The 19,408-nt window shown below is 53.2% G+C and carries 24 protein-coding genes; 17 read left to right on the forward strand and 7 right to left on the reverse strand.

The features are described 5' to 3' along the window. The first annotated feature begins 273 nt into the window (after nucleotides 1–273). The 9 genes from JUJ53_RS08550 (at nucleotide 274) to JUJ53_RS08585 (ending at nucleotide 5,492) form a co-directional block, all read left to right on the forward strand. Nucleotides 274–555, forward strand: coding sequence for a hypothetical protein (locus tag JUJ53_RS08550; RefSeq protein ID WP_204151586.1), 282 nt, complete (start codon nucleotides 274–276; stop codon nucleotides 553–555). A 229-nt stretch (nucleotides 556–784) separates the two neighbouring features. Then, nucleotides 785–1,015: a DUF2281 domain-containing protein gene (locus JUJ53_RS08555; RefSeq protein WP_204151587.1), complete on the forward strand. Its 231-nt coding sequence runs from the start codon at nucleotides 785–787 to the stop codon at nucleotides 1,013–1,015. Continuing rightward, the gene (locus tag JUJ53_RS08560) at nucleotides 1,012–1,398 is read left to right on the forward strand and encodes a type II toxin-antitoxin system VapC family toxin (RefSeq protein ID WP_204151588.1); all 387 of its coding nucleotides are present in this window, start codon (nucleotides 1,012–1,014) and stop codon (nucleotides 1,396–1,398) included. Before JUJ53_RS08555 ends, JUJ53_RS08560 begins: the two co-directional genes overlap by 4 nt. Nucleotides 1,399–1,638: 240 nt before the next feature. Then, nucleotides 1,639–1,767 (forward strand): hypothetical protein, encoded by a 129-nt coding sequence (locus JUJ53_RS25060; RefSeq protein ID WP_275415744.1) that lies wholly within the window; start codon nucleotides 1,639–1,641, stop codon nucleotides 1,765–1,767. An 86-nt stretch (nucleotides 1,768–1,853) separates the two neighbouring features. Beyond that, on the forward strand, nucleotides 1,854–2,222 hold the full coding sequence (locus JUJ53_RS08565) for a 2Fe-2S iron-sulfur cluster-binding protein (protein WP_204151589.1): 369 nt from the start codon (nucleotides 1,854–1,856) through the stop codon (nucleotides 2,220–2,222). A gap of 37 nt (nucleotides 2,223–2,259) precedes the next feature. Next, nucleotides 2,260–2,775, forward strand: a complete 516-nt coding sequence (locus JUJ53_RS08570; protein WP_204151590.1) for a thermonuclease family protein — start codon at nucleotides 2,260–2,262, stop codon at nucleotides 2,773–2,775. A 69-nt stretch (nucleotides 2,776–2,844) separates the two neighbouring features. Continuing rightward, nucleotides 2,845–4,725: a sodium:solute symporter family protein gene (locus JUJ53_RS08575; RefSeq protein WP_204151591.1), complete on the forward strand. Its 1,881-nt coding sequence runs from the start codon at nucleotides 2,845–2,847 to the stop codon at nucleotides 4,723–4,725. A gap of 99 nt (nucleotides 4,726–4,824) precedes the next feature. Continuing rightward, entirely contained in the window at nucleotides 4,825–5,004 is a 180-nt protein-coding gene (locus JUJ53_RS08580) for a hypothetical protein (protein WP_204151592.1), read from the forward strand. Next, nucleotides 4,995–5,492, forward strand: a complete 498-nt coding sequence (locus tag JUJ53_RS08585) for a GNAT family N-acetyltransferase (protein WP_204151593.1) — start codon at nucleotides 4,995–4,997, stop codon at nucleotides 5,490–5,492. Before JUJ53_RS08580 ends, JUJ53_RS08585 begins: the two co-directional genes overlap by 10 nt. 114 nt (nucleotides 5,493–5,606) lie before the next feature. On the opposite strand, the gene JUJ53_RS08590 is transcribed toward JUJ53_RS08585, so the two are convergent. Continuing rightward, nucleotides 5,607–5,864, reverse strand: a complete 258-nt coding sequence (locus JUJ53_RS08590) for a hypothetical protein (protein ID WP_204151594.1) — start codon at nucleotides 5,862–5,864, stop codon at nucleotides 5,607–5,609. 348 nt (nucleotides 5,865–6,212) lie between these two features. Here JUJ53_RS08590 and JUJ53_RS08595 point away from each other — a divergent pair, with 348 nt between their 5' ends. Both JUJ53_RS08595 and JUJ53_RS08600 read left to right on the forward strand, forming a co-directional pair. Further along, complete coding sequence (locus tag JUJ53_RS08595; protein WP_204151595.1) at nucleotides 6,213–6,800, forward strand: zinc ribbon domain-containing protein; 588 nt, start codon at nucleotides 6,213–6,215, stop codon at nucleotides 6,798–6,800. A gap of 306 nt (nucleotides 6,801–7,106) precedes the next feature. Beyond that, the gene (locus JUJ53_RS08600; RefSeq protein WP_204151596.1) at nucleotides 7,107–7,304 is read left to right on the forward strand and encodes a hypothetical protein; all 198 of its coding nucleotides are present in this window, start codon (nucleotides 7,107–7,109) and stop codon (nucleotides 7,302–7,304) included. A 169-nt stretch (nucleotides 7,305–7,473) separates the two neighbouring features. On the opposite strand, the gene JUJ53_RS08605 is transcribed toward JUJ53_RS08600, so the two are convergent. Beyond that, nucleotides 7,474–8,463: a tetratricopeptide repeat protein gene (locus JUJ53_RS08605; RefSeq protein ID WP_204151597.1), complete on the reverse strand. Its 990-nt coding sequence runs from the start codon at nucleotides 8,461–8,463 to the stop codon at nucleotides 7,474–7,476. Nucleotides 8,464–9,466: 1,003 nt separating this feature from the next. Here JUJ53_RS08605 and JUJ53_RS08610 point away from each other — a divergent pair. Next, nucleotides 9,467–11,116 (forward strand): radical SAM protein, encoded by a 1,650-nt coding sequence (locus JUJ53_RS08610; RefSeq protein ID WP_204151598.1) that lies wholly within the window; start codon nucleotides 9,467–9,469, stop codon nucleotides 11,114–11,116. A gap of 155 nt (nucleotides 11,117–11,271) precedes the next feature. On the opposite strand, the gene JUJ53_RS08615 is transcribed toward JUJ53_RS08610, so the two are convergent. Beyond that, the gene (locus tag JUJ53_RS08615; protein WP_343327920.1) at nucleotides 11,272–11,901 is read right to left on the reverse strand and encodes a ribonuclease H-like domain-containing protein; all 630 of its coding nucleotides are present in this window, start codon (nucleotides 11,899–11,901) and stop codon (nucleotides 11,272–11,274) included. 158 nt (nucleotides 11,902–12,059) lie between these two features. Further along, nucleotides 12,060–12,965, reverse strand: coding sequence for a tetratricopeptide repeat protein (locus JUJ53_RS08620; protein WP_204151600.1), 906 nt, complete (start codon nucleotides 12,963–12,965; stop codon nucleotides 12,060–12,062). Here JUJ53_RS08620 and JUJ53_RS08625 point away from each other — a divergent pair. The 3 genes from JUJ53_RS08625 (at nucleotide 12,953) to JUJ53_RS08635 (ending at nucleotide 15,437) form a co-directional block, all read left to right on the forward strand. Beyond that, nucleotides 12,953–13,207, forward strand: coding sequence for a hypothetical protein (locus JUJ53_RS08625; protein WP_204151601.1), 255 nt, complete (start codon nucleotides 12,953–12,955; stop codon nucleotides 13,205–13,207). The two genes, JUJ53_RS08620 and JUJ53_RS08625, sit on opposite strands and share 13 nt — an antisense overlap. A 693-nt stretch (nucleotides 13,208–13,900) precedes the next feature. Then, on the forward strand, nucleotides 13,901–15,139 hold the full coding sequence (locus tag JUJ53_RS24630; RefSeq protein ID WP_239124899.1) for a hypothetical protein: 1,239 nt from the start codon (nucleotides 13,901–13,903) through the stop codon (nucleotides 15,137–15,139). Between the two features lie 145 nt (nucleotides 15,140–15,284). Further along, nucleotides 15,285–15,437, forward strand: a complete 153-nt coding sequence (locus JUJ53_RS08635) for a hypothetical protein (protein ID WP_204151602.1) — start codon at nucleotides 15,285–15,287, stop codon at nucleotides 15,435–15,437. Here the strand turns inward: JUJ53_RS08635 and JUJ53_RS08640 are convergent. Together JUJ53_RS08640 and JUJ53_RS08645 are read right to left on the reverse strand one after the other, a co-directional pair. Next, nucleotides 15,431–16,159, reverse strand: a complete 729-nt coding sequence (locus tag JUJ53_RS08640) for a DUF1995 family protein (RefSeq protein ID WP_204151603.1) — start codon at nucleotides 16,157–16,159, stop codon at nucleotides 15,431–15,433. The two genes, JUJ53_RS08635 and JUJ53_RS08640, sit on opposite strands and share 7 nt — an antisense overlap. Nucleotides 16,160–16,236: 77 nt before the next feature. Continuing rightward, a complete protein-coding gene (locus JUJ53_RS08645; RefSeq protein ID WP_204151604.1) occupies nucleotides 16,237–16,770 on the reverse strand; it encodes a hypothetical protein in 534 nt (177 codons plus the stop codon). A 270-nt stretch (nucleotides 16,771–17,040) separates the two neighbouring features. Here JUJ53_RS08645 and JUJ53_RS08650 point away from each other — a divergent pair, with 270 nt between their 5' ends. Both JUJ53_RS08650 and JUJ53_RS08655 read left to right on the forward strand, forming a co-directional pair. Beyond that, nucleotides 17,041–17,676: an EndoU domain-containing protein gene (locus JUJ53_RS08650; RefSeq protein WP_204151605.1), complete on the forward strand. Its 636-nt coding sequence runs from the start codon at nucleotides 17,041–17,043 to the stop codon at nucleotides 17,674–17,676. 121 nt (nucleotides 17,677–17,797) lie between these two features. After that, nucleotides 17,798–18,136, forward strand: coding sequence for a hypothetical protein (locus tag JUJ53_RS08655; RefSeq protein WP_204151606.1), 339 nt, complete (start codon nucleotides 17,798–17,800; stop codon nucleotides 18,134–18,136). A 72-nt stretch (nucleotides 18,137–18,208) separates the two neighbouring features. On the opposite strand, the gene JUJ53_RS08660 is transcribed toward JUJ53_RS08655, so the two are convergent. After that, nucleotides 18,209–18,640: an AbrB family transcriptional regulator gene (locus JUJ53_RS08660; protein ID WP_204151607.1), complete on the reverse strand. Its 432-nt coding sequence runs from the start codon at nucleotides 18,638–18,640 to the stop codon at nucleotides 18,209–18,211. Nucleotides 18,641–19,408 lie beyond the last annotated feature (768 nt).

Raw genomic sequence — 19,408 nt, forward strand, 5'->3', positions numbered from 1 at the left:
GGGGAGCTGTACTGAGGCTCCCTATTTTTTGTCCCCTCTATTGTCTCAAAGTCCAGCACGGTATGATTTTAAGCTGCCTTGTCACCCGTTCAGGATCACAACAGAGTAGTTCAAATTCTCCAAAGTGCTGGAGCACAATGAGAAAGATCTTCAGCGGACTAAAGGATACTGCTAGGGCTACATTCAAGTCCATGAGTAGCCGTTGATCACGATCATCAGCTAGCTTCACCCTAAGCTTTTAGAAACTTATTATCTTTCGGAGATATCACGATCATGCGCATCAAGCTTACAGGCGAAGAAATGCGAGAAGTTTACATGATTTCCGCGAATTGTACTCAAAGTGTAGAAAGTTTGTGCGCACGACTAGAAAAGCTGGCTGGGGGAGACGGATTATTGGAATTTAGAATGCAAGCAGATGTTGGGCTTTTGCCCTGGATGGAGCAACTTCAGGCATTGAGTAATCGCATTAACCTTAGGCTTCAAACGTCCGATATTCCAATAAACCCTAGCTTAGAAGAATATGAGGAGGTGTTTGAAATATCAGATGATCAGTGAAAAAGATCACACAGCATAGACTGAGATTCAGAAAGCTACAGATCCGTGAGAGCGATGAGTAAAGCCTACGCCAGTAATTCGACTGTGACTAGCTTGAGTTGATTGAGCCCTTTTGACGGCGATTGACCAGGCATTTATATGGTCGTTCAGGGCAAGATAGCTCATACTAGATCTAGGTTTTCTCGATTATGGGAATCACCTATGTTGTTTCATAGAAGGAGAGCAAAGCATGACTGTAGATGCAGAAATCTTACAAACGATCACCCAAATGCCAGAGCCATTGAAACAGGAGGTTTTGCATTACGCAAAATATTTAATTGAAAACTATTCAAAAGTAACTGCTGAGGAGAAGATATCCCAAAAGAAACGTCGATCCGGCATCTTAAAAGGTACGTTTGTTTTGCCCTTGCCGGATGACTTTGATGCACCTCTTGAAGATTTTAAGGAATACATGGAATGAGTCATCTTCTTCTGGATACTCATGCCTTCATCTGGCTAACTGAAAATGATTTAAAGCTTTCAGATGTTTTAAGAACAACCATTGACACTGCAGATCTTGTCTATCTCAGCATTGCCAGCCTTTGGGAAATGGCAATCAAGTTACAACTGGGTAAATTATCGCTTCAACAGGATTACGAAATGATCGGAGCTGCTCTTGAAGATTCGGATATTCTAATCCTGCCAATCTCTTTCGATGACACAGTTTACGTACGAAATCTTCCACTCCATCATCGTGATCCGTTCGATCGCATCTTAATCGCTCAGTCAATTAGTAATTCTCTAGCTATTGTCAGTGCAGATACAGTTTTTGACGCTTATCCGGTTCGGCGGGTGTGGACATGAACAAGAAAAATATTTTTTGCTTTAAATTGCAGGATAAGCAAATCCAAAAAGGAAAAATCGACTGGTTTGGACAGAGGCAGTTTGAGCAAATTTTGTTTTACTACATTATGTCCGAACGACGAAAAAGCTGGGCACTTTAACCGATATCACTCTGAAACCTTGACCTCATCATTAAGGCATCAATAAACCACGGGATAGCTGGATTGGATCGAGGAAGCACACCAAACTCATCTCATAGCAATGATCACTTTCATTGGCATATCGGTCACGCTCTGGAGAGCGATCGCTGCCGGCAGGGTAGAGAGCGATCGCTTCATCGAAGATTTCATGCATGTCATTGAGCAAGTGTGGGAGTATAAAACTATCTAGAACGACCTTTTAAGAGAATCTCCAGCCTCCAAGATCACTTTTAATAGTTCTAGATCTCACCATAGTATTAGCTCTATAAAACTCTCATGACTGACTCGTATCAAATTCGCATTCACAATCGCAAAACCGGCACCTCCCACTGCGTTCGGGTGCCAAGCGATCGCTACATTCTCCACAGTGCCGAAAATCAGGGCGTCGAACTACCCTTCTCCTGCCGCAACGGTGCTTGTACAGCCTGTGCAGGGCGATTGCTCTCTGGCGAAGTGCATCAACCGGAAGCCATGGGCCTTTCGCCTCACCTGCAGGAAAAAGGCTATGCCTTGCTCTGTGTCAGCTATCCCTGTTCGGATGTGGAAGTGGAAACCCAGGATGAAGATGAAGTATATGAGCTTCAATTTGGGCGCTATTTTGGCAAGGGTAAAGTGCGCCGGGGGTTGCCCCTTGATGAAGACTAGAAAGCAACTCTTGATGAAGACTAGAAAGCAACTAAGGATGCGGTGGCTAGCGTTGGTGCTGGTGGTGCTGAGCTGGACTGGGGTTGCCTGTGCGGCAGAGCCAGCGACCCATCCGGCCCAAGTGGTGCGGGTGGTGAGCGGGCAAACCCTAGAAGTGCTGCTCCCCAACGGCCCGGCGGAACCCCAAACGGTTCGACTGTTGGGTCTGGATGCACCGGATCTGCGGCAGGAGCCATGGGGAGAGGCAGCCCAGGCCTATCTGGCAGAACAGCTGGAGGGACAGACCGTGGGTCTAGAGCCGGATGTAGAACCAGTGGATAGCTATGGGCGTCAGTTGGCCTACGTTTGGCAGGATGGGCAGTTGGTGAATGAGCGCATGATTGCTCAAGGCTGGGGGTTGGCGATCGCCCGTGCTCCCAACCTGCGCTATGACGATCGCTTTCAGCAGGCCCAGATGGTGGCCCGGGCCCTAGGTCGCGGCATTTGGAATCCTGATCAGCCCCTGCGCCAAACCCCAACCGAATTTCGCCAGTCCCTGCCCGATGCATCGTGAGCAGCGATTGACGACAGGACAGAAGCGGTGTAGTGTCCAGGGTTAGCTGTAATCCTGACCCCAATCGCCATGACTCTACTCGACTGGCTTGTTGTATTGGTATATCTCCTGCTGACCCTATGGCTAGGGTTATACCTATCGGGGAAGGCCTCGGGCAGTTTGGTAGATTTCTTTGTGTCGGGGCGATCGCTGCCCTGGTGGCTGGCGGGCACCAGTATGGCCGCCACAACCTTTTCCATTGATACACCCCTCTACATTGCCGGAGTGGTGGGCACGCGGGGCATTGCCGGCAACTGGGAATGGTGGAGCTTTGGCATGACCCATGTGGTGATGATCTACGTCTTTGCCCGCATGTGGCGGCGATCGGAAATTGTCACCGATGCAGAACTCACCGAACTGCGCTACGGCGGTTCCATGGCGGCGGTGTTGCGGGGCATCAAGGCGTTCCTCTTTGCCGTACCGATCAACTGCATTGGCATTGGCTACGCCATGCTGGCCATGGTGAAGGTGGTGGATGCGCTAGAACTCTGGCAGAGCTTGGGATTTACGCCGGGGGATAACCTGAAGCTCTGGAGTGTGGTGGGTGTCAGTATCTTTGTGCTGCTCTACGCTGGGGTGTCGGGTCTCTGGGGCGTGGTAGTCACGGACTTTTTCCAGTTTTTTCTAGCGTTGTTTGGGGCCATTGTGGTGGCGATCGCTGCCGTGAATCATGTGGGCGGGATGCGCGAACTGGTACAGCAGGTGCAGCAGCATTCAGCCCAGGACGTGTTGACCCTGGTGCCGGTGCGCATAGGCGGTGAGGGGGGCTGGCTGGCCTGGAGTGAGATGGCGGGCATCAGCGTCAGTACATTTTTGGCCTATATTTTTCTGCAATGGTGGGCTTTTCGGCGCAGTGATGGCGGCGGTGAGTTTATTCAGCGGCTGGCAGCGGCTAAGACGGAGGCGGAGGCAGAAAAAGCCGCTTGGTTTTTCAATATCCTGCACTACGTGGTGCGCACCTGGCCTTGGGTGGTGGTGGCGCTGGTGGCGCTGGTGGTCTATCCCGACTTGGGCGATCGCGAACTGGGCTACCCCAAACTGATGCTCGATTTTTTGCCGCCGGTGCTTCTGGGGCTGGTGGTGGCGTCTTTGATTGCTGCCTTTATGAGTACGGTGTCTACCCTAATTAACTGGGGTGCGTCCTATTTGACCAATGATCTCTACGCCCGCTTCATGCGCCCCACGGCCACCCAGGCGGAGCTGGTGCTGGCAGGGCGGCTGGCGTCGGTCATCGTGACAGTTTTTGGGGCGATTGCGGCCTTCTACTCCAGCGACGTGGCGGCGGTATTTCGCTTGGTGATTGCCATTGGCACTGGGCCAGGGCTGGTGTTGATTTTGCGCTGGTTTTGGTGGCGCATCAATGCGGCAACGGAGCTGGCAGCCATGGTGGGCGGCTTTGTGATTGGCATCCTCAGCAGCCTGCCCAATGTGGATGAGATGGCGGATAACGGACTGTTTCAAATACCCGGCATTGGCCCAGGGCTGCGCACTGGACTGTCGGTGATGCAAACCCAGATTTTTGCCGATTTTGGCCTACGGCTGCTGTTCATTGCCAGCGTTACGACGGTGATTTGGGGCGTGACGCTGCTGCTGACTCCTCCCGAATCCGACGCTACTCTAGATGACTTCTACCGACGGGTGCGGCCGGGGGGCCCAGGCTGGGCCCGGCAGCGATCGCGCACAGGACTCCTGCCCGCCCAAAATCTTCAGCAAGATCTGCAGCGGGTGCTAGCGGCCATCCTGCTCCTCTTTGGATCCATGTTCACCGTCGGTGGCTTCCTGCTGCTGCAGTCCACTACAGGCTTCATCTCTTTAGCGATCGCGGTGCTGGGCTGGATGTGGCTGCGACGGTGCGATCGCGCCCATGGTCTACGCATTCCCCGACCGGGCACCGAAGATCCCCATGCCTAGAACAACCACCCCGGCTCCATAATGTTGCAAAATGTAAATAACCGATCTTCTGTTGAGATTGACCTCTTGAGATTGACCTGTTGAGATTAAGAAACCCCAATGGCTATTTTCCGGCAATACATCGCACCGTTTTTGATCGTTTTAGTCTTCTTAGTGGCCCTGCTGGCCGTGAGTTCTCGGATTTTCCTCCCCTCCGACATGGCCGCCCCCGCCCCCATTGAAGATCCAGATCTTGCCCAGATGGAGCTGTCCCCTGCATGGGATCGGGCATGGAGCTAGACCCCCAGCGATCGCCCTCGGTGACGGGGTATCACCTCAAGCGCGGCAGTAGTTTAGACCGCGCTCAGGTGGTGAAGTTCATGCAGCGTACCTATCAAGAACGCCACCCCGATCGCTCCTTTGGGCATCTGGCCCAGACGGTTGATCAGTATTTATCGAGCGATACGCCGCTGTGGTGGGCCCTTGCTAATCCTGAGGATGGAAGCGCGCAAGATCCCACACCGGTAGCGGGGGTGTGGGCCGGCAATGCCATTGACCAAATCACCGGCGATCGCCATGCTCATATCTTTCTGCTCTACGTCATGCCAGCTCATCGGCAACGCGGTCTCGGACGGGCGCTCATGCAGCAGGTGGAAACCTGGAGCCAGCAACGCGGCGATCGCCAAGTCGGTCTGCAAGTGTTTTCGGATAATCAACCGGCCCTGCACCTTTACCAAACCCTAGGCTATCGCGCTCAGTCTTTGTGGATGGTGAAGCTCTTGACCTAGGTCGGTGTGGAGATGGGAGGCGAGATGCAGCGATGTCCAGGTGAACTGCTGGTGAACTGCTGGTGAACTGTTGGTAAACGTCAGCAGCGGCTACGTTTCACCCAACGTGCTGATTTAGACGCTAATCCAAACGTAGCAAAGCACTAGCACCATCGCAGTCCCCAACCAAAGGTCTCGCTGCTCCGACCAAGTGCGCAGCAGGTTGTCCCACAGAAACCTGAGGGCAGCCCGGCGCTCCTGGCCCAGATCTGCCATAAGTACCGCGACTCGCTGATCAACCTCCGCTAGCGAGATCTCGCCTCGCTGGTAGGCAGCTTCCAACTGGTCGAGGTTTCTCCAATATTGACGAGTAGCATCTAACAAGTTGGGCATGTAACAATGTGTTAACTCTTCTTTACAAAGTGTAACGAGTTTACGCACGTTTTGCAGTGAGGATGTCCTCACCTGGTGACATACACCTAGCGATAGACACCTGGAATGCCCTACTTCTTGCATGAGATCATCCCAGGAATGCCCCATCCCAATCGAGCCCGAGTCCTCAACCTCAGGTTGAACGAGGTTAGGTCGCTGACCAGGCGTGCTATCCCTATCGGGTGAATGTTAGGAGAACGATCCGCCAACAGCTCACCGGCAGGGCAAAGGTTAACAGAAGCTTTCAGATGGGCGATCGCCGCCGATTGTCCCGCACAATAAAAACAGTCGTCCATTCCAGGCAAGCCCATGGCTTACGCAACTGAACTTTATCCAGGGCAACAGTGCTACGTCCACAATGCTGGCGATCAAACGGTCGTGACCCTAGCCTCCATGGCCTCCGGACAGCAGCAGCAGGCTAGCACGAGTCTGATGACCGGCCCATGGACGGCACCGCCCAGCTTCTATCGCACCCACCAAGGCGCTATCATCCAGCTAGCCACCACCCAAGGCGATCGCTACCTATGTATCCAGGGCACCAGCCTCCAACTGCTGACCACTCCGCCAGCGATCGCCGACGCCCAAGCCCTGCCGATCCAGCGGGTGGATGATCCGGTGGCAACCCCCATGCCGCCCATGTCGCCTATGTCCATGTCGCCCTCCATAACGCCCATGCCACCGATGCAGCCCATGAAGCCCTTGTCGATGCAAATGGGCACCATGCAAATGTCGATGCAGCCCATGGAAATGCGCATGGGTGACATGACCCTGCGAGCTGAAGCCAGCTCCCCCAGCACTCCCACGCCCTCCGCCCGGCGGTTTTGTAGTCAATGTGGTGCACCAGTCCAGGCAAGCGATCGCTTTTGTGCTGCCTGTGGCCACGCCCTGGGAGGATGATCAACCACTAAAACAGTAGATCTCTCTGGGCTCCTAGGGAGCGATCGCCTAGCTGTTGGATAAGAACGGTGTCTCACGGCACAACCGCAGCCGGATGCACTGCGCTATCCTAGAGAGACTTAAGTTTTATTGAGCAACTGCACCCACTCAAAATCATCCATGCCCAGCGCCCTACAAGCCCCGTGCTTCCAAGGTACCGAGGGTGTTAAGCCTGGATGTGTCTTAGCCTGTTCTACCTCTGAAGAACGGCAGCCAAAGACAGTTGCTCATGGCGATTAAGCTTGTAGATTCAAGGTGACACGTTCTATGACAACACTGTCAAACAGTCCAACCGGTTTATCGGATGATGCAATTTGGAACAACCTGAAGCGGGCGATCGCCAGCAGTTCTGGCTTTAAACGCTGGCAGCAGGAGAAGGGCGGAGTCAGCGATCGCCAAGATTGGACGCTCGATCAGCTCGTCTCTAGCTATCTTCGGGAAACCTTAGAAACCCTTGCCTACTAGGCAGCTATTCAGCACCATACCTGATGGTTTTTACAGGTTTATAACCCTGTCTCTGCCCCGAACTGTTCTAGTTCGGGGTTTAGTTTATGGGTGCTACAAAATCTGCGCCCATCCCGTCAGGGGTTGGGCGCAGCAACCTCTAGATCTTTCTTGAGCCAATGTTAGCCGCCTAGGCCACAGCTCCTTGGCTATCTAGGGTGATGGCTTCATGGGTGTAGCGACTCATGCGGGCATAGTCACCAATGGCATGGCAGAGGTTTTCTAAACATTTCAGCGTCTGCCGCTCCAGCTCCCAATCCGGCAAACTGCGCACGACCTCTAAACGCTGTTCATAGTAGTAAATCGCCTTGTCATATTCACCGAGAGCATCGTAGATTACCCCCAGATTTTCTAAGGTTTGCTCCTCCGCCCGGCGATCACAGAGCGATCGCACCAGAACTAGACGCTGGCGGTGATAGTCGGTGGCTTTCGGCAACTGCCCTGCCGCATAGCAAACGCTGGCCAAGTTTTTCAGCACCTGCCCTTGGGTACGCATATCGTCCATTTGCCGGGTGACGACCAACAGTTGCTCATAATAGTCGAGGGTTTTGCAATAATTGGCATTAGAATGATGGGCATTGCCAAGATTGCGCAACACTTGGCTTTCAACCCGTAAGTCATGCAAAGGTCGTACCAGCGCTAGGGCCTGTTCATAAAAAGCGATCGCCCTGTCGCAATCTCCAATCGCCTTATAGGCCATACCTAGGTTGTTCAGCGCAGCCACTTCACCACGCTGATCATCAATAGCCCGAGAAATATTTAGACTTTCTAACTTATAGGTAATGGCAAGCTCATGGTTGCCCATGTGACGATAGGCATTACCTAGAGTGCCCAAGGCCTGGCGCTCCGTGCGGCGATCGCCTGCCCGGCGGGCCGCATCTAGGCCCTGGTGCGCTTCGGTAATCGAGTCGCGATAGTTGCCTAGGGCATAGTAGACCAACCCTAGGGCGCTATGAGCTCGCCCCAACCCTTCGGGGCTGTGCTCATGCTGGTAGTCCATTAAGGCCTGTTGTAGCAGGCTAATAGCTTCCTCAAAGCGCCGGTGATGATAGAGATCAACACCCGATTTCAAGGCACGGTCGGCAGCGCTCTCCATCTCTTGACTGTCTTGGCTAGACATACCCCTACATGACTCACTACGAAGCGGCGTCGATAGCGTCCCCTGTAGCTCGTAGATTTTTTTATATAGCATCGTACCCATCCTAAATGCTGATGCAATGGGGCCGCCAATACTCTCCCAATGACTTAATACAAGTCCCGTAGGGAACCTGAGATTGAGCTCAGAAAAGATGTCTGCCAACTCACCGGCTTTGGGCTATGGTCTTACCCATAGATCTGAGTTTGTGTGACTGAGTCAGCGCTGGCAATTTGGCCAGCTTGTATGGACATTTATCTGTGTCATCGGCTAGTTACGTCGCTCGCCGCACCCTTTAGCCTAAACATTTGAGAGCAGTCAGCCCATAATTATTAAGGCTTGAGCTATCTATATAGGGCCACGTTAGGCCTATAGAAGATGTATCGATAGATTCATCTTGGCATAGATCACTCAAGAGATTCGAAGTTGCTTTAGTGCAGTTTGTGGATAGTTTTCCCTACCTCTATATGTATATGAAATTTTGATGAACGAACACGGTAGATGCTCTGAAGTCATCTGTGCTGGTTTTGCGCTATGCCGCTATAAAAAGGAGAGGATTTACGCAGATTGTCTTAATAATTATGAATAGAGTTCCCACCTTGCGGTCTCTTGATGTAAAGCTTCTGCACGCTACAATGGCAGCGATCGCTGACCTAGCAACTGCTTCCGCATTTATGAAGACGTTCTGAATCTTATTTAAGGTTTCTCGTATCCCATCTTGGGATTTGCGTAATTTCAACGAGAATTCTTAAAGTATCCATAAACTTGCGGAGATGCAAAACCATAAAGTTTTGCCAAAACGGTTGAGGCAGCCTCCTAAAAACTAGACTAGATTGAGAGAGCACCTAGGTTTCCTGCGTTTTGACATGCGCTGGGGCACGTTTTTGCCCTAGCCGGGGCTGGCTGAAATCCTTGGCGCTACTCTGATCTAAGAATCTGTGAAGGTCTTACCCCTTCACTACTCCCCGTCGTTCTATTGAAGGTGCCTGTGACTGCTGTCTGGACTGCTGAACGGTTATTGTTTGAGCCCGCTGTTCCCCATGAGGACGCGATCGCCACTATTTTTGCCTTCCCCAACGAGTACACCATCGGCATCACGAGTTTGGGCTATCAAGTGGTGTGGGCAACCTTAGCCATGCGCCCCGATCTCCAGGTGAGCCGCCTGTTTACCGATGGTCATGATCCCCTACCTCAGCAGCCAGAACTCCTAGGGCTCTCCCTTTCTTGGGAGTTAGATTACGTAAATGTACTGACGCTGCTCGAATCCCTCGATCTGCCCATCTGGAGCCGCGATCGCTCCGCCCCTGCCCCGCTCATTTTTGGCGGCGGCCCCGTCCTCACGGCCAACCCCGAACCCTTTGCCGATTTCTTTGATGTCATCTTGCTGGGGGATGGAGAACTGCTGCTCGGCGATTTCATTGATGCCTACAAAGCCGTGCGCCACGCCGATCGCGCCACCCAACTGCGTCACCTCGCCCAGGTTCCCGGTGTCTATGTGCCCAGCCTCTACGCCGTCACCTACCACAGTGCTGATGGCGAGATTCAGGCGATCGCTCCCCTCGACAGCGACTTGCCTACCCAGGTGCAAAAACAAACCTATCGCGGTAATACCCTATCCACCTCCACCGTGGTTACCGAGAAAGCCGCTTGGGAAAACATCTACATGGTGGAAGTGGTGCGCAGTTGCCCAGAGATGTGTCGCTTTTGCCTGGCTAGCTACCTCACCCTGCCGTTTCGCACTCCTAGTCTAGAAGCCTCTCTAATCCCCGCCATTGATCGGGGGCTACAGGTCACCGATCGCCTGGGTCTTCTCGGAGCATCGGTCACCCAGCATCCCGAGTTCACCGATCTGCTCACCCATCTCAACCGTCCCCAGTACGACCACGTTCGCCTCAGCATCGCCTCCGTGCGCACCAACACGGTCACCCAGCACCTGGCGGAAACCTTGGTGAAGCACGACAGCCGCTCGATCACCATCGCTGTGGAAAGCGGTAGCGATCGCCTCCGGCAGATTGTCAACAAAAAACTACAAAACGATGAAATTGTGGAAGCTGCTATTCACGCTAAAGCTGGTGGACTGAGTAGCTTGAAACTTTACGGTATGGTCGGCATCCCCGGAGAAGAGCCGGAGGACATCGAGGCCACGGTGGCCATGATGCGATCGCTGAAACGCGCTGCTCCGGGGCTACGCCTCACCCTAGGCTGCAGTACCTTCGTGCCCAAGGCCCACACGCCTTTTCAGTGGTTTGGCGTCAACCGCCAGGCCGAGAAGCGCCTCAAATCTCTCCAGAAGCATCTGCGCCCCCAGGGTATGGAATTTCGCCCGGAAAGCTATAACTGGTCGGTGATCCAAGCGCTGATCTCCCGAGGCGATCGCCGCATTGCTCCCTTGCTGGAACGGGTGCGCCACTATGGCGATTCCCTGGGCAGCTACCGCCGTGCTTTTAAGGATCTGCGCGGTACGTTGCCGGATCTGGACTTTTACGTTCATGATCATTGGCGCACCGACCAAGTGTTGCCCTGGCAGCACATTCAAGGGCCCCTCCCCGTGGCTACGCTGGAGAAACATCTGGACAGCGCCACCGCTCTCTTTCCCAGCGCAGCTATATCGGAAACTAGGGACGCGATCGCTCCTTAAAAAACTTGCTCTACCCCTGCAGGCTTGAGGTTGATCAGTAGAAGAGTCGCAGGAGCGATCAAGACAGGTGTCAACGCAGGAGCGCTGGCACCAATGAATCAACGTCAATCAGCTCCTGAGGTATTGGACAGACAGAGATCCCAGGTGCAGCAATCCTAATGCTCAAAAATATTGGAATAGTGCATCAAATCTAAATCAGCAAAGGTGGGAATGCAGCGGAAACAATCCTGAGCGAGTTGCCAGCGACCCTCGCGCTTCAGCATCTCGATCAATTTCAGCCGTACGTCCACCAAATAGCGCACATCATTAGCGGCGTAGCGCAGTTGTGCCTCCGACAAGGTGCTGACCTTGCCCCAGTCAGAGCTTTGGGCAGTTTTATCCAGCTCCACCTGTTCCAATTCGGCCACCAAGGACTTCAAGCCATGCTGAGACGTGTAGGTGCGGGCTAGCTTGCTGGCAATCTTGGTGCAGAAAATCGGATTCACGGCGATCGCCAACTGATGCTGGAGCGCCGCCACGTCAAAACGAGCAAAGTGGAAAATTTTGGTAACCGAGACAGCTTCCATCAAGGTTTTCAGATTCGGAGCCTGCTGCTGCCCTTGGGCAATGCGCACCACCGAGCCCCGTCGCTGGGGATCACAAAGCTGCACCAAACAGAGGCGATCGCGCCAGGGCAACAGCCCCATGGTCTCGGTATCCACAGCGATCGCCTCCGCCTGCAGATACTGCTCTAGCAGGGCATCCGATAGATCCTCATCCAAAACCTGAAAGTCTGTAAAATCCACCGTGGTGCCCACCATACCTATCCTTCCATTGCTATATGCGCCGCGATCGCCCTAGTACTCCGAGGCGTAAGTGACCCGCCTATGTGCTGAGGCGGGAAACTTTGTGTGTCCTAGAATTCCTTTGCGTTGTTCTGTCTTCGTTCTTCTATCTTGCGGTACTAGGGCGTTGGCAAGTCATCCACAGGTGAGTCTACCGCATCACTGGACTCTCCGGACTGCCCAGACTCCCCGGACTCTTCTGCCGCAGTCGCTGCTTCGTCCACACCGCCTGCCGCAATTTGGTTAATTTGGTCTTTGTACTGGGCAGGAGCCATGGCCGCTGCCTGCTCAAACAGGGGTTGGGCTTCGTCGCCCCGCTCCAGGGTTTGCAGCACAATCGCCTTAGCTAACACCGGACGGAAATCTAGGGCATCCTTAGCGATCGCTTCGTCATATACCGTCATAGCTTCGGTATAGCGATCGTTCTCCGCATAAACACGCCCCAGCAAAAGCTGTACCGCCACCACATCTACACTGCCTGCCTGCACCTGGTTGGCATTGTCAGCAAGCTGGAGCGTATCTTCTAATAACCCAATGGCCGCTTCTGGACGTTCTTGACCCACCAACAACGCCACCAAACCCTGCAGCGCATTCATATTACCCGGCTGAGACGAGAGTACATCCCGGTAGGCTTGGGCCGCACCTTCGCGATCGCCCACCTGTTCTCTAGCCTGGGCTAGTAAGACCGCGTAGTCAGACTGCTCAGGATTGAGCTCTACTAGGCGTTCTAGGGGAACGATCGCCCCTTCAATGTCGCTCATTTCCAAGCGCACTTCCAGCAACCCCTCTAGGGCCACCACGTTATCCGGCTCCCGGTCGAGCACCAGCTCATAACCATGGGCTTGATCTGCCAATTCTTGCTGCCGCGCATCCGTTGGGTTAGCGCTTGGGGTACCTGGTGAAACCGACTCCTCCCGATCTTGGAAGGCACCAGCAAACGGCAACACCACCATTGACCCCGCAAAGGCTACAACAGCGATCGCCAAGATCAACGTTTTCATCCAACGACTTTGTGATTTCACCACAGACTCTTCCCAAACTCTATCGCCTATTATGGTCTACCCTGCCATCTCTGCCCACCCAATTCCACCAGATGGGCAAGATGTCTGCAGTGGAGCACAACGGCAACCGCAATCTTGTTCCTCTAGACAATCGCGATCGCCACCTACCCTACCCCGTGCAAATCCTTTATTTCAGCCAATTTAGGTTTGATTTAGCCGGATATAAGCGATCGCGATTGTATAAACAGATGAAGTTGCCTTATTAACTAACCCCTAACATTTATGATAGATTTCCCGCCTGGTTGCACAACGTTATAGCCTCTATCCCATGACCATCCTCAAGGCTCCCTAGGGACGTTCCCTAGGGTGGAACATCAGTTGAAAAGAATAGTGTAAAGAATAGATACAAGTACGCGTCAATAGTCTCTGAATCTGTTGGCATCAGGTGCTACAGCAGCTTGATCGCTGCACCCTGTGTCCCCATCCAACGGTCTCAGACAACCCGACGACCGTTCTTGTTCTGCCTACTTCTGTCATCAACATTCCACCCTACATTCCCTCTGTTTAAGACATAATTGAGGATGCCCCGTTGAGGATAGCTCGTTAAAATCTTGCTCAATCTTTGCCAAGGCAGACTTATAGGTGGATGCTAATCTAGTGTTGAACTAAACATATAGTGTCAGTGTCCTGTCTGCTCATTTAGGCGAAAGCGGGTCGGCCGAATTTGCCCTAGGGAGGATCCAATGGTGTTACCAGCAAATCAACAGCCAACGCCGTCAGAGTCTGGTGATGTACCACAAGTACCCACCTCTCCTAATCTGGTTCCTCCTCGACGCGCAACCCCTCCGGCCAACACTAACCTCGATCGCTCTGATCAACGTTCAGGACAAGCTAGCCCAATGTCTTCTTCAGTCTCTTCACAATCGTCTACTACTCTTGTGTCTTCACCTACCCCATCCGTGTCAGCTACCAACAGTTCACCGAATCTGTCTGCCCATCACCCCATTCCACCGGCTAGCGAGCCGAAGCAATTCCGGGCTATTGGGCTTGTTCAAGCTCAATATCAGCCCTCGGAGGAAAGCTTCACTCGCGGTTTTCTAAAAACCGAAGACGGTCATTTAATCGATGCCGTCTTGCTAGGGCGGGTGATGAGCTTGGTCAAAAAGCATATTGATCTCGACCAATCCCATCTCTGGGTGGTCTATCCACGCACGCGGGAAAAGCAGCATGAGCTGCATGTGCAAATTGTTGGCGTCTGGGAACCAGAAACCCTCACCCAACCGCTCGGCGAGGAGGGTGAGACGGATGAATCGAGTGAGTCATCTGAGCCACCAGCGGCTGAAGCCGTTGAGGAGTCTGCTCCTGTTGAGGAACAACCGGAAGCAGCCCCTGTAGCTGAAGCCAGCCCTGCTGAGGAGCCCGATAGCCCAGACGTTACGGCAGCCCCAGCCCCCGAGAGCGATCGCTCCCCTGCGCCAGACGCCACTGAATCATCATCCCCGCAACTGCTGTCAAAACCCAAACTGGTGCCCCCCGTGCGTCCCGTTGAGCCCGTAGCGCCACCCGCTCCGCCAGCTCCGGCTCCAGCGCCCGTTTCTGTCGTCGATCCCCAAGATGGCTACTTTTCCATCCGGGGTGAAGTGATTGGGGTGGCGGAAGACCAGCAGCAAATTACCGTGCGCATTCAGCAGGCTCCCCGTAAGTCTGGGGCAGAGGCCAAGGCCTTTCGCTTGATTTTGTGCGGTTCTCTAGATGGCAAGCTGGTCGGTCATTTCTGGGATTTGCATGTCAGACGCCATCAAGATCAGTTGGTGATTGAAGAAGGCACCCGCATTGGGATTGCACCACCTCGCCATAAACCCAAAGCCAAGGCTCCAAAGAAAAAGAAGAAGCAAAACTTGGTGAAGGTGAAGCGTAAGGATCAGCGCACCGATGGGGCGGAGGCAACCACGGAGGCTACAGCAACTGCAGAGGGTGTGACGCCAGAGACCTCTACTGCCACAGTCGCCCCTGAAGCGACAGAAGCTGCAACCCCAGCGGCAGACATCGCCGCAGTGGAGGCTCCAGCAGCGGAACCAGAGCAAGACGTGAACCCCGTTGCCGTCGATGAGACACCTGAGCCAACGCCAGCGGAAGCAGCCAGCCCTGCCGACGCAGAGGACGAAGATCCTCAGGACTCCAAGGTAGACGAAGCCTAGTAGGCAGCGGAACGCTACTCGGTCGTTAGGGTACCAGTATTCCCTGAGCCATCGTGCCCTTCGACTTCGCTCAGGGCACGATGGCTGGGTCTTGGCCTTCTCACGTCGGAAGACGTTCCACGTTGACTTAGCCTGTTCTCAGTACATGACTTCGCTCAGCCAGCGTCATCCCTGGAGTGTTATGTGCCGCCCGGAATGGGCAGGAGCGATCGCTCCCCACCAACCTCACACCCGTCTGAGAGATGATACAACCGTCTCTCAGACTTTTTTATGGCTGTTTGTGGCTGTATCCTACTGACTCAGCGCCCGTAGAAACTGCTGAAGACCCGATAGCAAACCCGGACGCTTCATGGCGCTGGGTTGGGCCGCCTCCGATTCGCCACCACCGGTCGCTTGCAGCAGCAGTTGGTTGAGTGCTTCTCCCACCGGCTTGCGAGGTTCTTCGGCAATTAGCTCATACTCGCCTTCTTCCCGTTCTAGCCATACCCGCCAAGAAGATGGATAGGAACGAGAAATAGCGGCTCCGTCGGTGGGCTGCAGGTAATAGCACGAGTCAAATTGGCTCAGAAATCGCTCCCGCAGTTGCCGGCCAGCATAGCCGATGCCAATGGTGGCAATATCTTCTAAACGAGGATTCAGGAGTACCACAGGGCGATCGCCTGCTTCGGTACAGAGTTCTTCCAATTGCCCCACTTCCACCGAGGACGGTTCGATAAAAATGAACAGCTCCTCATCAGGCTGTATTTTGGCCTTCAGCTCTCCCATGCCACGAATGGCATAGTCTTTGTCTCCCCAATCGCGACGGGCCAGAGCTGCCGCCCCAGCATCAGGAAAGAAGACCCGTAGCCTTGAGCCTCGATCCTCAAAGGCCGATAGAAACTGTTGGGCGATCGGCATCATCCGCAGTTCAGGAAACACCAGCTCGACTTGTAGTCGCGTATAGCCATCCTCCAAAGCCGCCTGGGTGGCAACCATAGCCTCAGCGATCGCTTCTTCTAAACTTTTGGGTAATTGTTCCATAAAACACCTATGGTTATGCAGCGTCGGTTATGCAGCGTTAAAGCATTCAGGCCATCCTAGCTATGCCGAGAGGCAGATCATAGCTGCCCCCACCCCGGCTTCTCGGTGGGATCGACGTACCCTTGCAAGAGTTCAGGATTAAACGACTTGAGCAGTCGTGTGGCCTTGTTGGTCAGGTTGGGTGCGCCCTTCACCACCACCAGATACTTGCCTTGCTTAAGACGATTGCGGTAGGGCAGAGCATCACCGCCCCCCACCGACAGACCAACCCCGCCCCCTACAAAAAAGCTGCCCATAGCCCCACCGATCGCCCCTAAGAGCCCACCGATGAGTTGGTTACCCACCGATCCCAAGGCTGGAATCAGTTGGTACTGGGTGGATAGATTGAACGCCACCCCGGCAGCGAAGCCAAAGGGAACCAGCCAAAATGACATGAGCCGCATTTGCTTGCGGGCAGGTTTGCTCGGGTCGATAAACCCATATTCATCAGCAGTTTTATAGCCCTTACCAAGAATGCTGACACTGTCGGCAGGAAATCCTTCCGTTTCCAACTCGGTATAGGCTGCTTCGGCGGTCATTCGATCCGGCAAGACCGCAATGAGATAATTCATGTTGTGAACCTGCTTCGTCCTTTAAAACCTAGGGTATCCACCGGTCAAATCATCATCCGGCTTATAGTTCAGCGTAGCGCCATCCCGATTCTTCCACCAAACCGGCCCCTTGCGCTAGATGGCAGCCAAGCGCAGTTCATCCTGCCCAGTCCTGGCCGGATAAGGTTTAGATGCCCGTGAATGTGGCGATGGATCATCCATGAGCCTGTGTTACAGTCGAACTCCGCTACGGGTTCCTCTAAAACCACTCACTACAAACGGATAACAGATATGATCCAAGTCATCGTTCAAAGCTTTAAGACTCTGACCAAGATGATCCAGCGCTGGGTGCGCCGAACCCTACTATCGTCCCTGTTCATTGGAGCGATCGCTTGTGTCTTGGCTGCTTGTCTGGGCTCTGCCGGTCAGGCTGGTCAGGCTCAAAGCGCCACCTGCCCCACCTCATCGCAGTGGGTGACTGCCTACAGCGGTCGCCAAATCAACTATCCCCACATTTTCTGCGGAGAGCTGCGAGATGGACAGCTCAGCGGCTTCCATTTCCGCCCCAATGGACAAAATCCCAGCACCGTTGGACAATTCTCCATCACCCAATCCGCCAATGCCCAAGGCATTTATGCCGGACAGTGGAGCTACGCAGGCTCATCCTCAACAACCAAATTTTCCACCATGTTTCCCGATCCCTGCCTAGCCACCCAGGTCTTAAACTCCATCGCCTACGCAGAGGCCCATCGCGTCACCTGCCCTGCGGGCGCACCCAGTTGGGCCTGGTGCGGACAAAACCGACCAACCAGTGGCTCAGACAACTCATCTCAATTCTGTCCGGCTAGAGATGGCACAACCGTCATCATCGCCGGAGCCAATCTTTCCGATGGTCGCATCAATACCGGGTTTCCCTTACGACAGTAGCGAATCTTCTAGTCTTAATACCCGCAGATCATCAAGAACACTGGGTTCAGCCATCCTATGCCGCCAACGCCCAGCGTTTACGCCGAGACGATATTCACACGATGGCTGAGCCATCAGCACTATGTCAAAACTCAATTGGAATTGGGCAGAATGGACTGCCGACGACTCAGCTCGCTGTGAGGTTTTAGGCTTTTTAAGTCTTGATATTCAAGACAGTCTTGAAAGCGTTAACCAACTGCTCACCGCTAGTGCAGAGATAGAGGCTGGACATCTATCCACCTGGGAGCGATCGGGCAATGCTTACCGCCTACACCTAGACGCCAAGGGCGCAACCCTCAACAATTTAGTTGTTGATGATCAACCTCTAAACTATCTAAGCCTGTCAGACTTTAAAACCGCCGCTCTTGCCTGGAAAGCACAGCTTGAGTCAGGCAACGATGAGCATCCCAGGCAAGGTTGATAGCCCCTTACCTGGGTGTGATGACAGGATCGATTCTGGCAGCGATCGCCTCCGTTTAGTTACGGGCGATCGCTATTCATCTTCGTCATCAAACTCATCTTCGTCGTCAAACTCTTCATCCTCATCCTGCTGCTTACTAGCATCAATCTGAATTAAATGAATGTGCTTGTACCCTAGCTTAATTTCAAACTCATCCCCTGGACTCAATCCCATTTTTTCGGTATAGGTTGAACCAATGACAAGCTGACCATTCTTATGGACACTCACCCGATAGGTTGGCTCTCGTCCACGCCCATCCTTAGCAGCGTCTACCCCCAGAGAGGTTCCCTTCGCAGCCAAAATGGCTTCAAAAAAGTCTGCCAGATTGACCCGAACCTGACTATTTTTTCCAACGGTGTAATATCCACATTGCCTAGCTTTTTCACGACGTGGTAGATGCGAGAGTTCTTTGACCTTTTGAAGCAAAGCTTTTCCGGTTATCGGAGTTGTTGGAATATCACCCATTAGCGCTCGAAGATCCTTCCCATTTGCAAAATAGAGACAACATGAACATTTGATTTAATGAAGGAAAATCTTGTTCATCTTGTTATATAGAACTATAGCCTTAAACTTAGAACAATGAGCAATGATCTAGGAAATTTAGGGATCTTTTCTACGACATCGTGTCAGTTGTTAGCAGCAATATTTCTCAGAAGATTCAGTCCAAAAAACGTAGAAAACCTATGCTTTTCATCAGATCAGGTTCAGCGATGATTGAAGCATTCCTGATATTACTCCAGTCATCCCAAACGATAGGCTCCTGATGACCAGAGAAGCACGTCTGTTATCCTCAGTCCCACGTCCTCTTCGGCATTCAAGAAAAGATTGAGCTTTGTTTGCAAGCTAGATTCTCCCTTCCTTCGCGCAGCAAAAAACGGTGTTCCTGTGAGCTAAGCGGGAGGACGTAACGAGTGGCAAGCATTTCGATGTCGCTCAATGCTCAAATCCTGATGAGAAGAGGGTTGAGCAACATCGAAACCCGGCAACCTAGCTTCATGATGAGAAAAGGGTTAAGCGGAGTCAAAAACCGACAACTGGGCTTCATTGAATGGAGTCCACCGACTGAATAGACTGGTCAACCAGATTGACTGACCCATCGTTTTGCGTAGGCTGGGTTGAGCAACGAAACACCCAGCACTAGGCTCTGTTTTAAAACTATAGCCACAGCATGATAGAAGCTAGAGTCAGCATGGCGAGGTAGTTCTCAGCCTTCTTCTCGTAGCGGGTTGCAAT

Origin of the sequence: Leptolyngbya sp. CCY15150, from assembly GCF_016888135.1 — a bacterium.
GTDB lineage: Bacteria > Cyanobacteriota > Cyanobacteriia > RECH01 > RECH01 > RECH01.

What these genes read in the sequence shown, in the direction of transcription:
- JUJ53_RS08550 (WP_204151586.1), top strand. Translation starts at nt 274, where the DNA reads ATGCGCATCAAGCTTACAGGCGAAGAAATGCGAGAAGTTTACATGATT.
- JUJ53_RS08555 (WP_204151587.1), top strand. Translation starts at nt 785, where the DNA reads ATGACTGTAGATGCAGAAATCTTACAAACGATCACCCAAATGCCAGAG.
- JUJ53_RS08560 (WP_204151588.1), top strand. Translation starts at nt 1,012, where the DNA reads ATGAGTCATCTTCTTCTGGATACTCATGCCTTCATCTGGCTAACTGAA.
- JUJ53_RS25060 (WP_275415744.1), top strand. Translation starts at nt 1,639, where the DNA reads ATGATCACTTTCATTGGCATATCGGTCACGCTCTGGAGAGCGATCGCT.
- JUJ53_RS08565 (WP_204151589.1), top strand. Translation starts at nt 1,854, where the DNA reads ATGACTGACTCGTATCAAATTCGCATTCACAATCGCAAAACCGGCACC.
- JUJ53_RS08570 (WP_204151590.1), top strand. Translation starts at nt 2,260, where the DNA reads ATGCGGTGGCTAGCGTTGGTGCTGGTGGTGCTGAGCTGGACTGGGGTT.
- JUJ53_RS08575 (WP_204151591.1), top strand. Translation starts at nt 2,845, where the DNA reads ATGACTCTACTCGACTGGCTTGTTGTATTGGTATATCTCCTGCTGACC.
- JUJ53_RS08580 (WP_204151592.1), top strand. Translation starts at nt 4,825, where the DNA reads ATGGCTATTTTCCGGCAATACATCGCACCGTTTTTGATCGTTTTAGTC.
- JUJ53_RS08585 (WP_204151593.1), top strand. Translation starts at nt 4,995, where the DNA reads ATGGAGCTAGACCCCCAGCGATCGCCCTCGGTGACGGGGTATCACCTC.
- JUJ53_RS08590 (WP_204151594.1), bottom strand. Translation starts at nt 5,864, where the DNA reads ATGCCCAACTTGTTAGATGCTACTCGTCAATATTGGAGAAACCTCGAC.
- JUJ53_RS08595 (WP_204151595.1), top strand. Translation starts at nt 6,213, where the DNA reads ATGGCTTACGCAACTGAACTTTATCCAGGGCAACAGTGCTACGTCCAC.
- JUJ53_RS08600 (WP_204151596.1), top strand. Translation starts at nt 7,107, where the DNA reads ATGACAACACTGTCAAACAGTCCAACCGGTTTATCGGATGATGCAATT.
- JUJ53_RS08605 (WP_204151597.1), bottom strand. Translation starts at nt 8,463, where the DNA reads ATGTCTAGCCAAGACAGTCAAGAGATGGAGAGCGCTGCCGACCGTGCC.
- JUJ53_RS08635 (WP_204151602.1), top strand. Translation starts at nt 15,285, where the DNA reads ATGACTTCGCTCAGCCAGCGTCATCCCTGGAGTGTTATGTGCCGCCCG.
- JUJ53_RS08640 (WP_204151603.1), bottom strand. Translation starts at nt 16,159, where the DNA reads ATGGAACAATTACCCAAAAGTTTAGAAGAAGCGATCGCTGAGGCTATG.
- JUJ53_RS08645 (WP_204151604.1), bottom strand. Translation starts at nt 16,770, where the DNA reads ATGAATTATCTCATTGCGGTCTTGCCGGATCGAATGACCGCCGAAGCA.
- JUJ53_RS08650 (WP_204151605.1), top strand. Translation starts at nt 17,041, where the DNA reads ATGATCCAAGTCATCGTTCAAAGCTTTAAGACTCTGACCAAGATGATC.
- JUJ53_RS08655 (WP_204151606.1), top strand. Translation starts at nt 17,798, where the DNA reads ATGTCAAAACTCAATTGGAATTGGGCAGAATGGACTGCCGACGACTCA.
- JUJ53_RS08660 (WP_204151607.1), bottom strand. Translation starts at nt 18,640, where the DNA reads ATGGGTGATATTCCAACAACTCCGATAACCGGAAAAGCTTTGCTTCAA.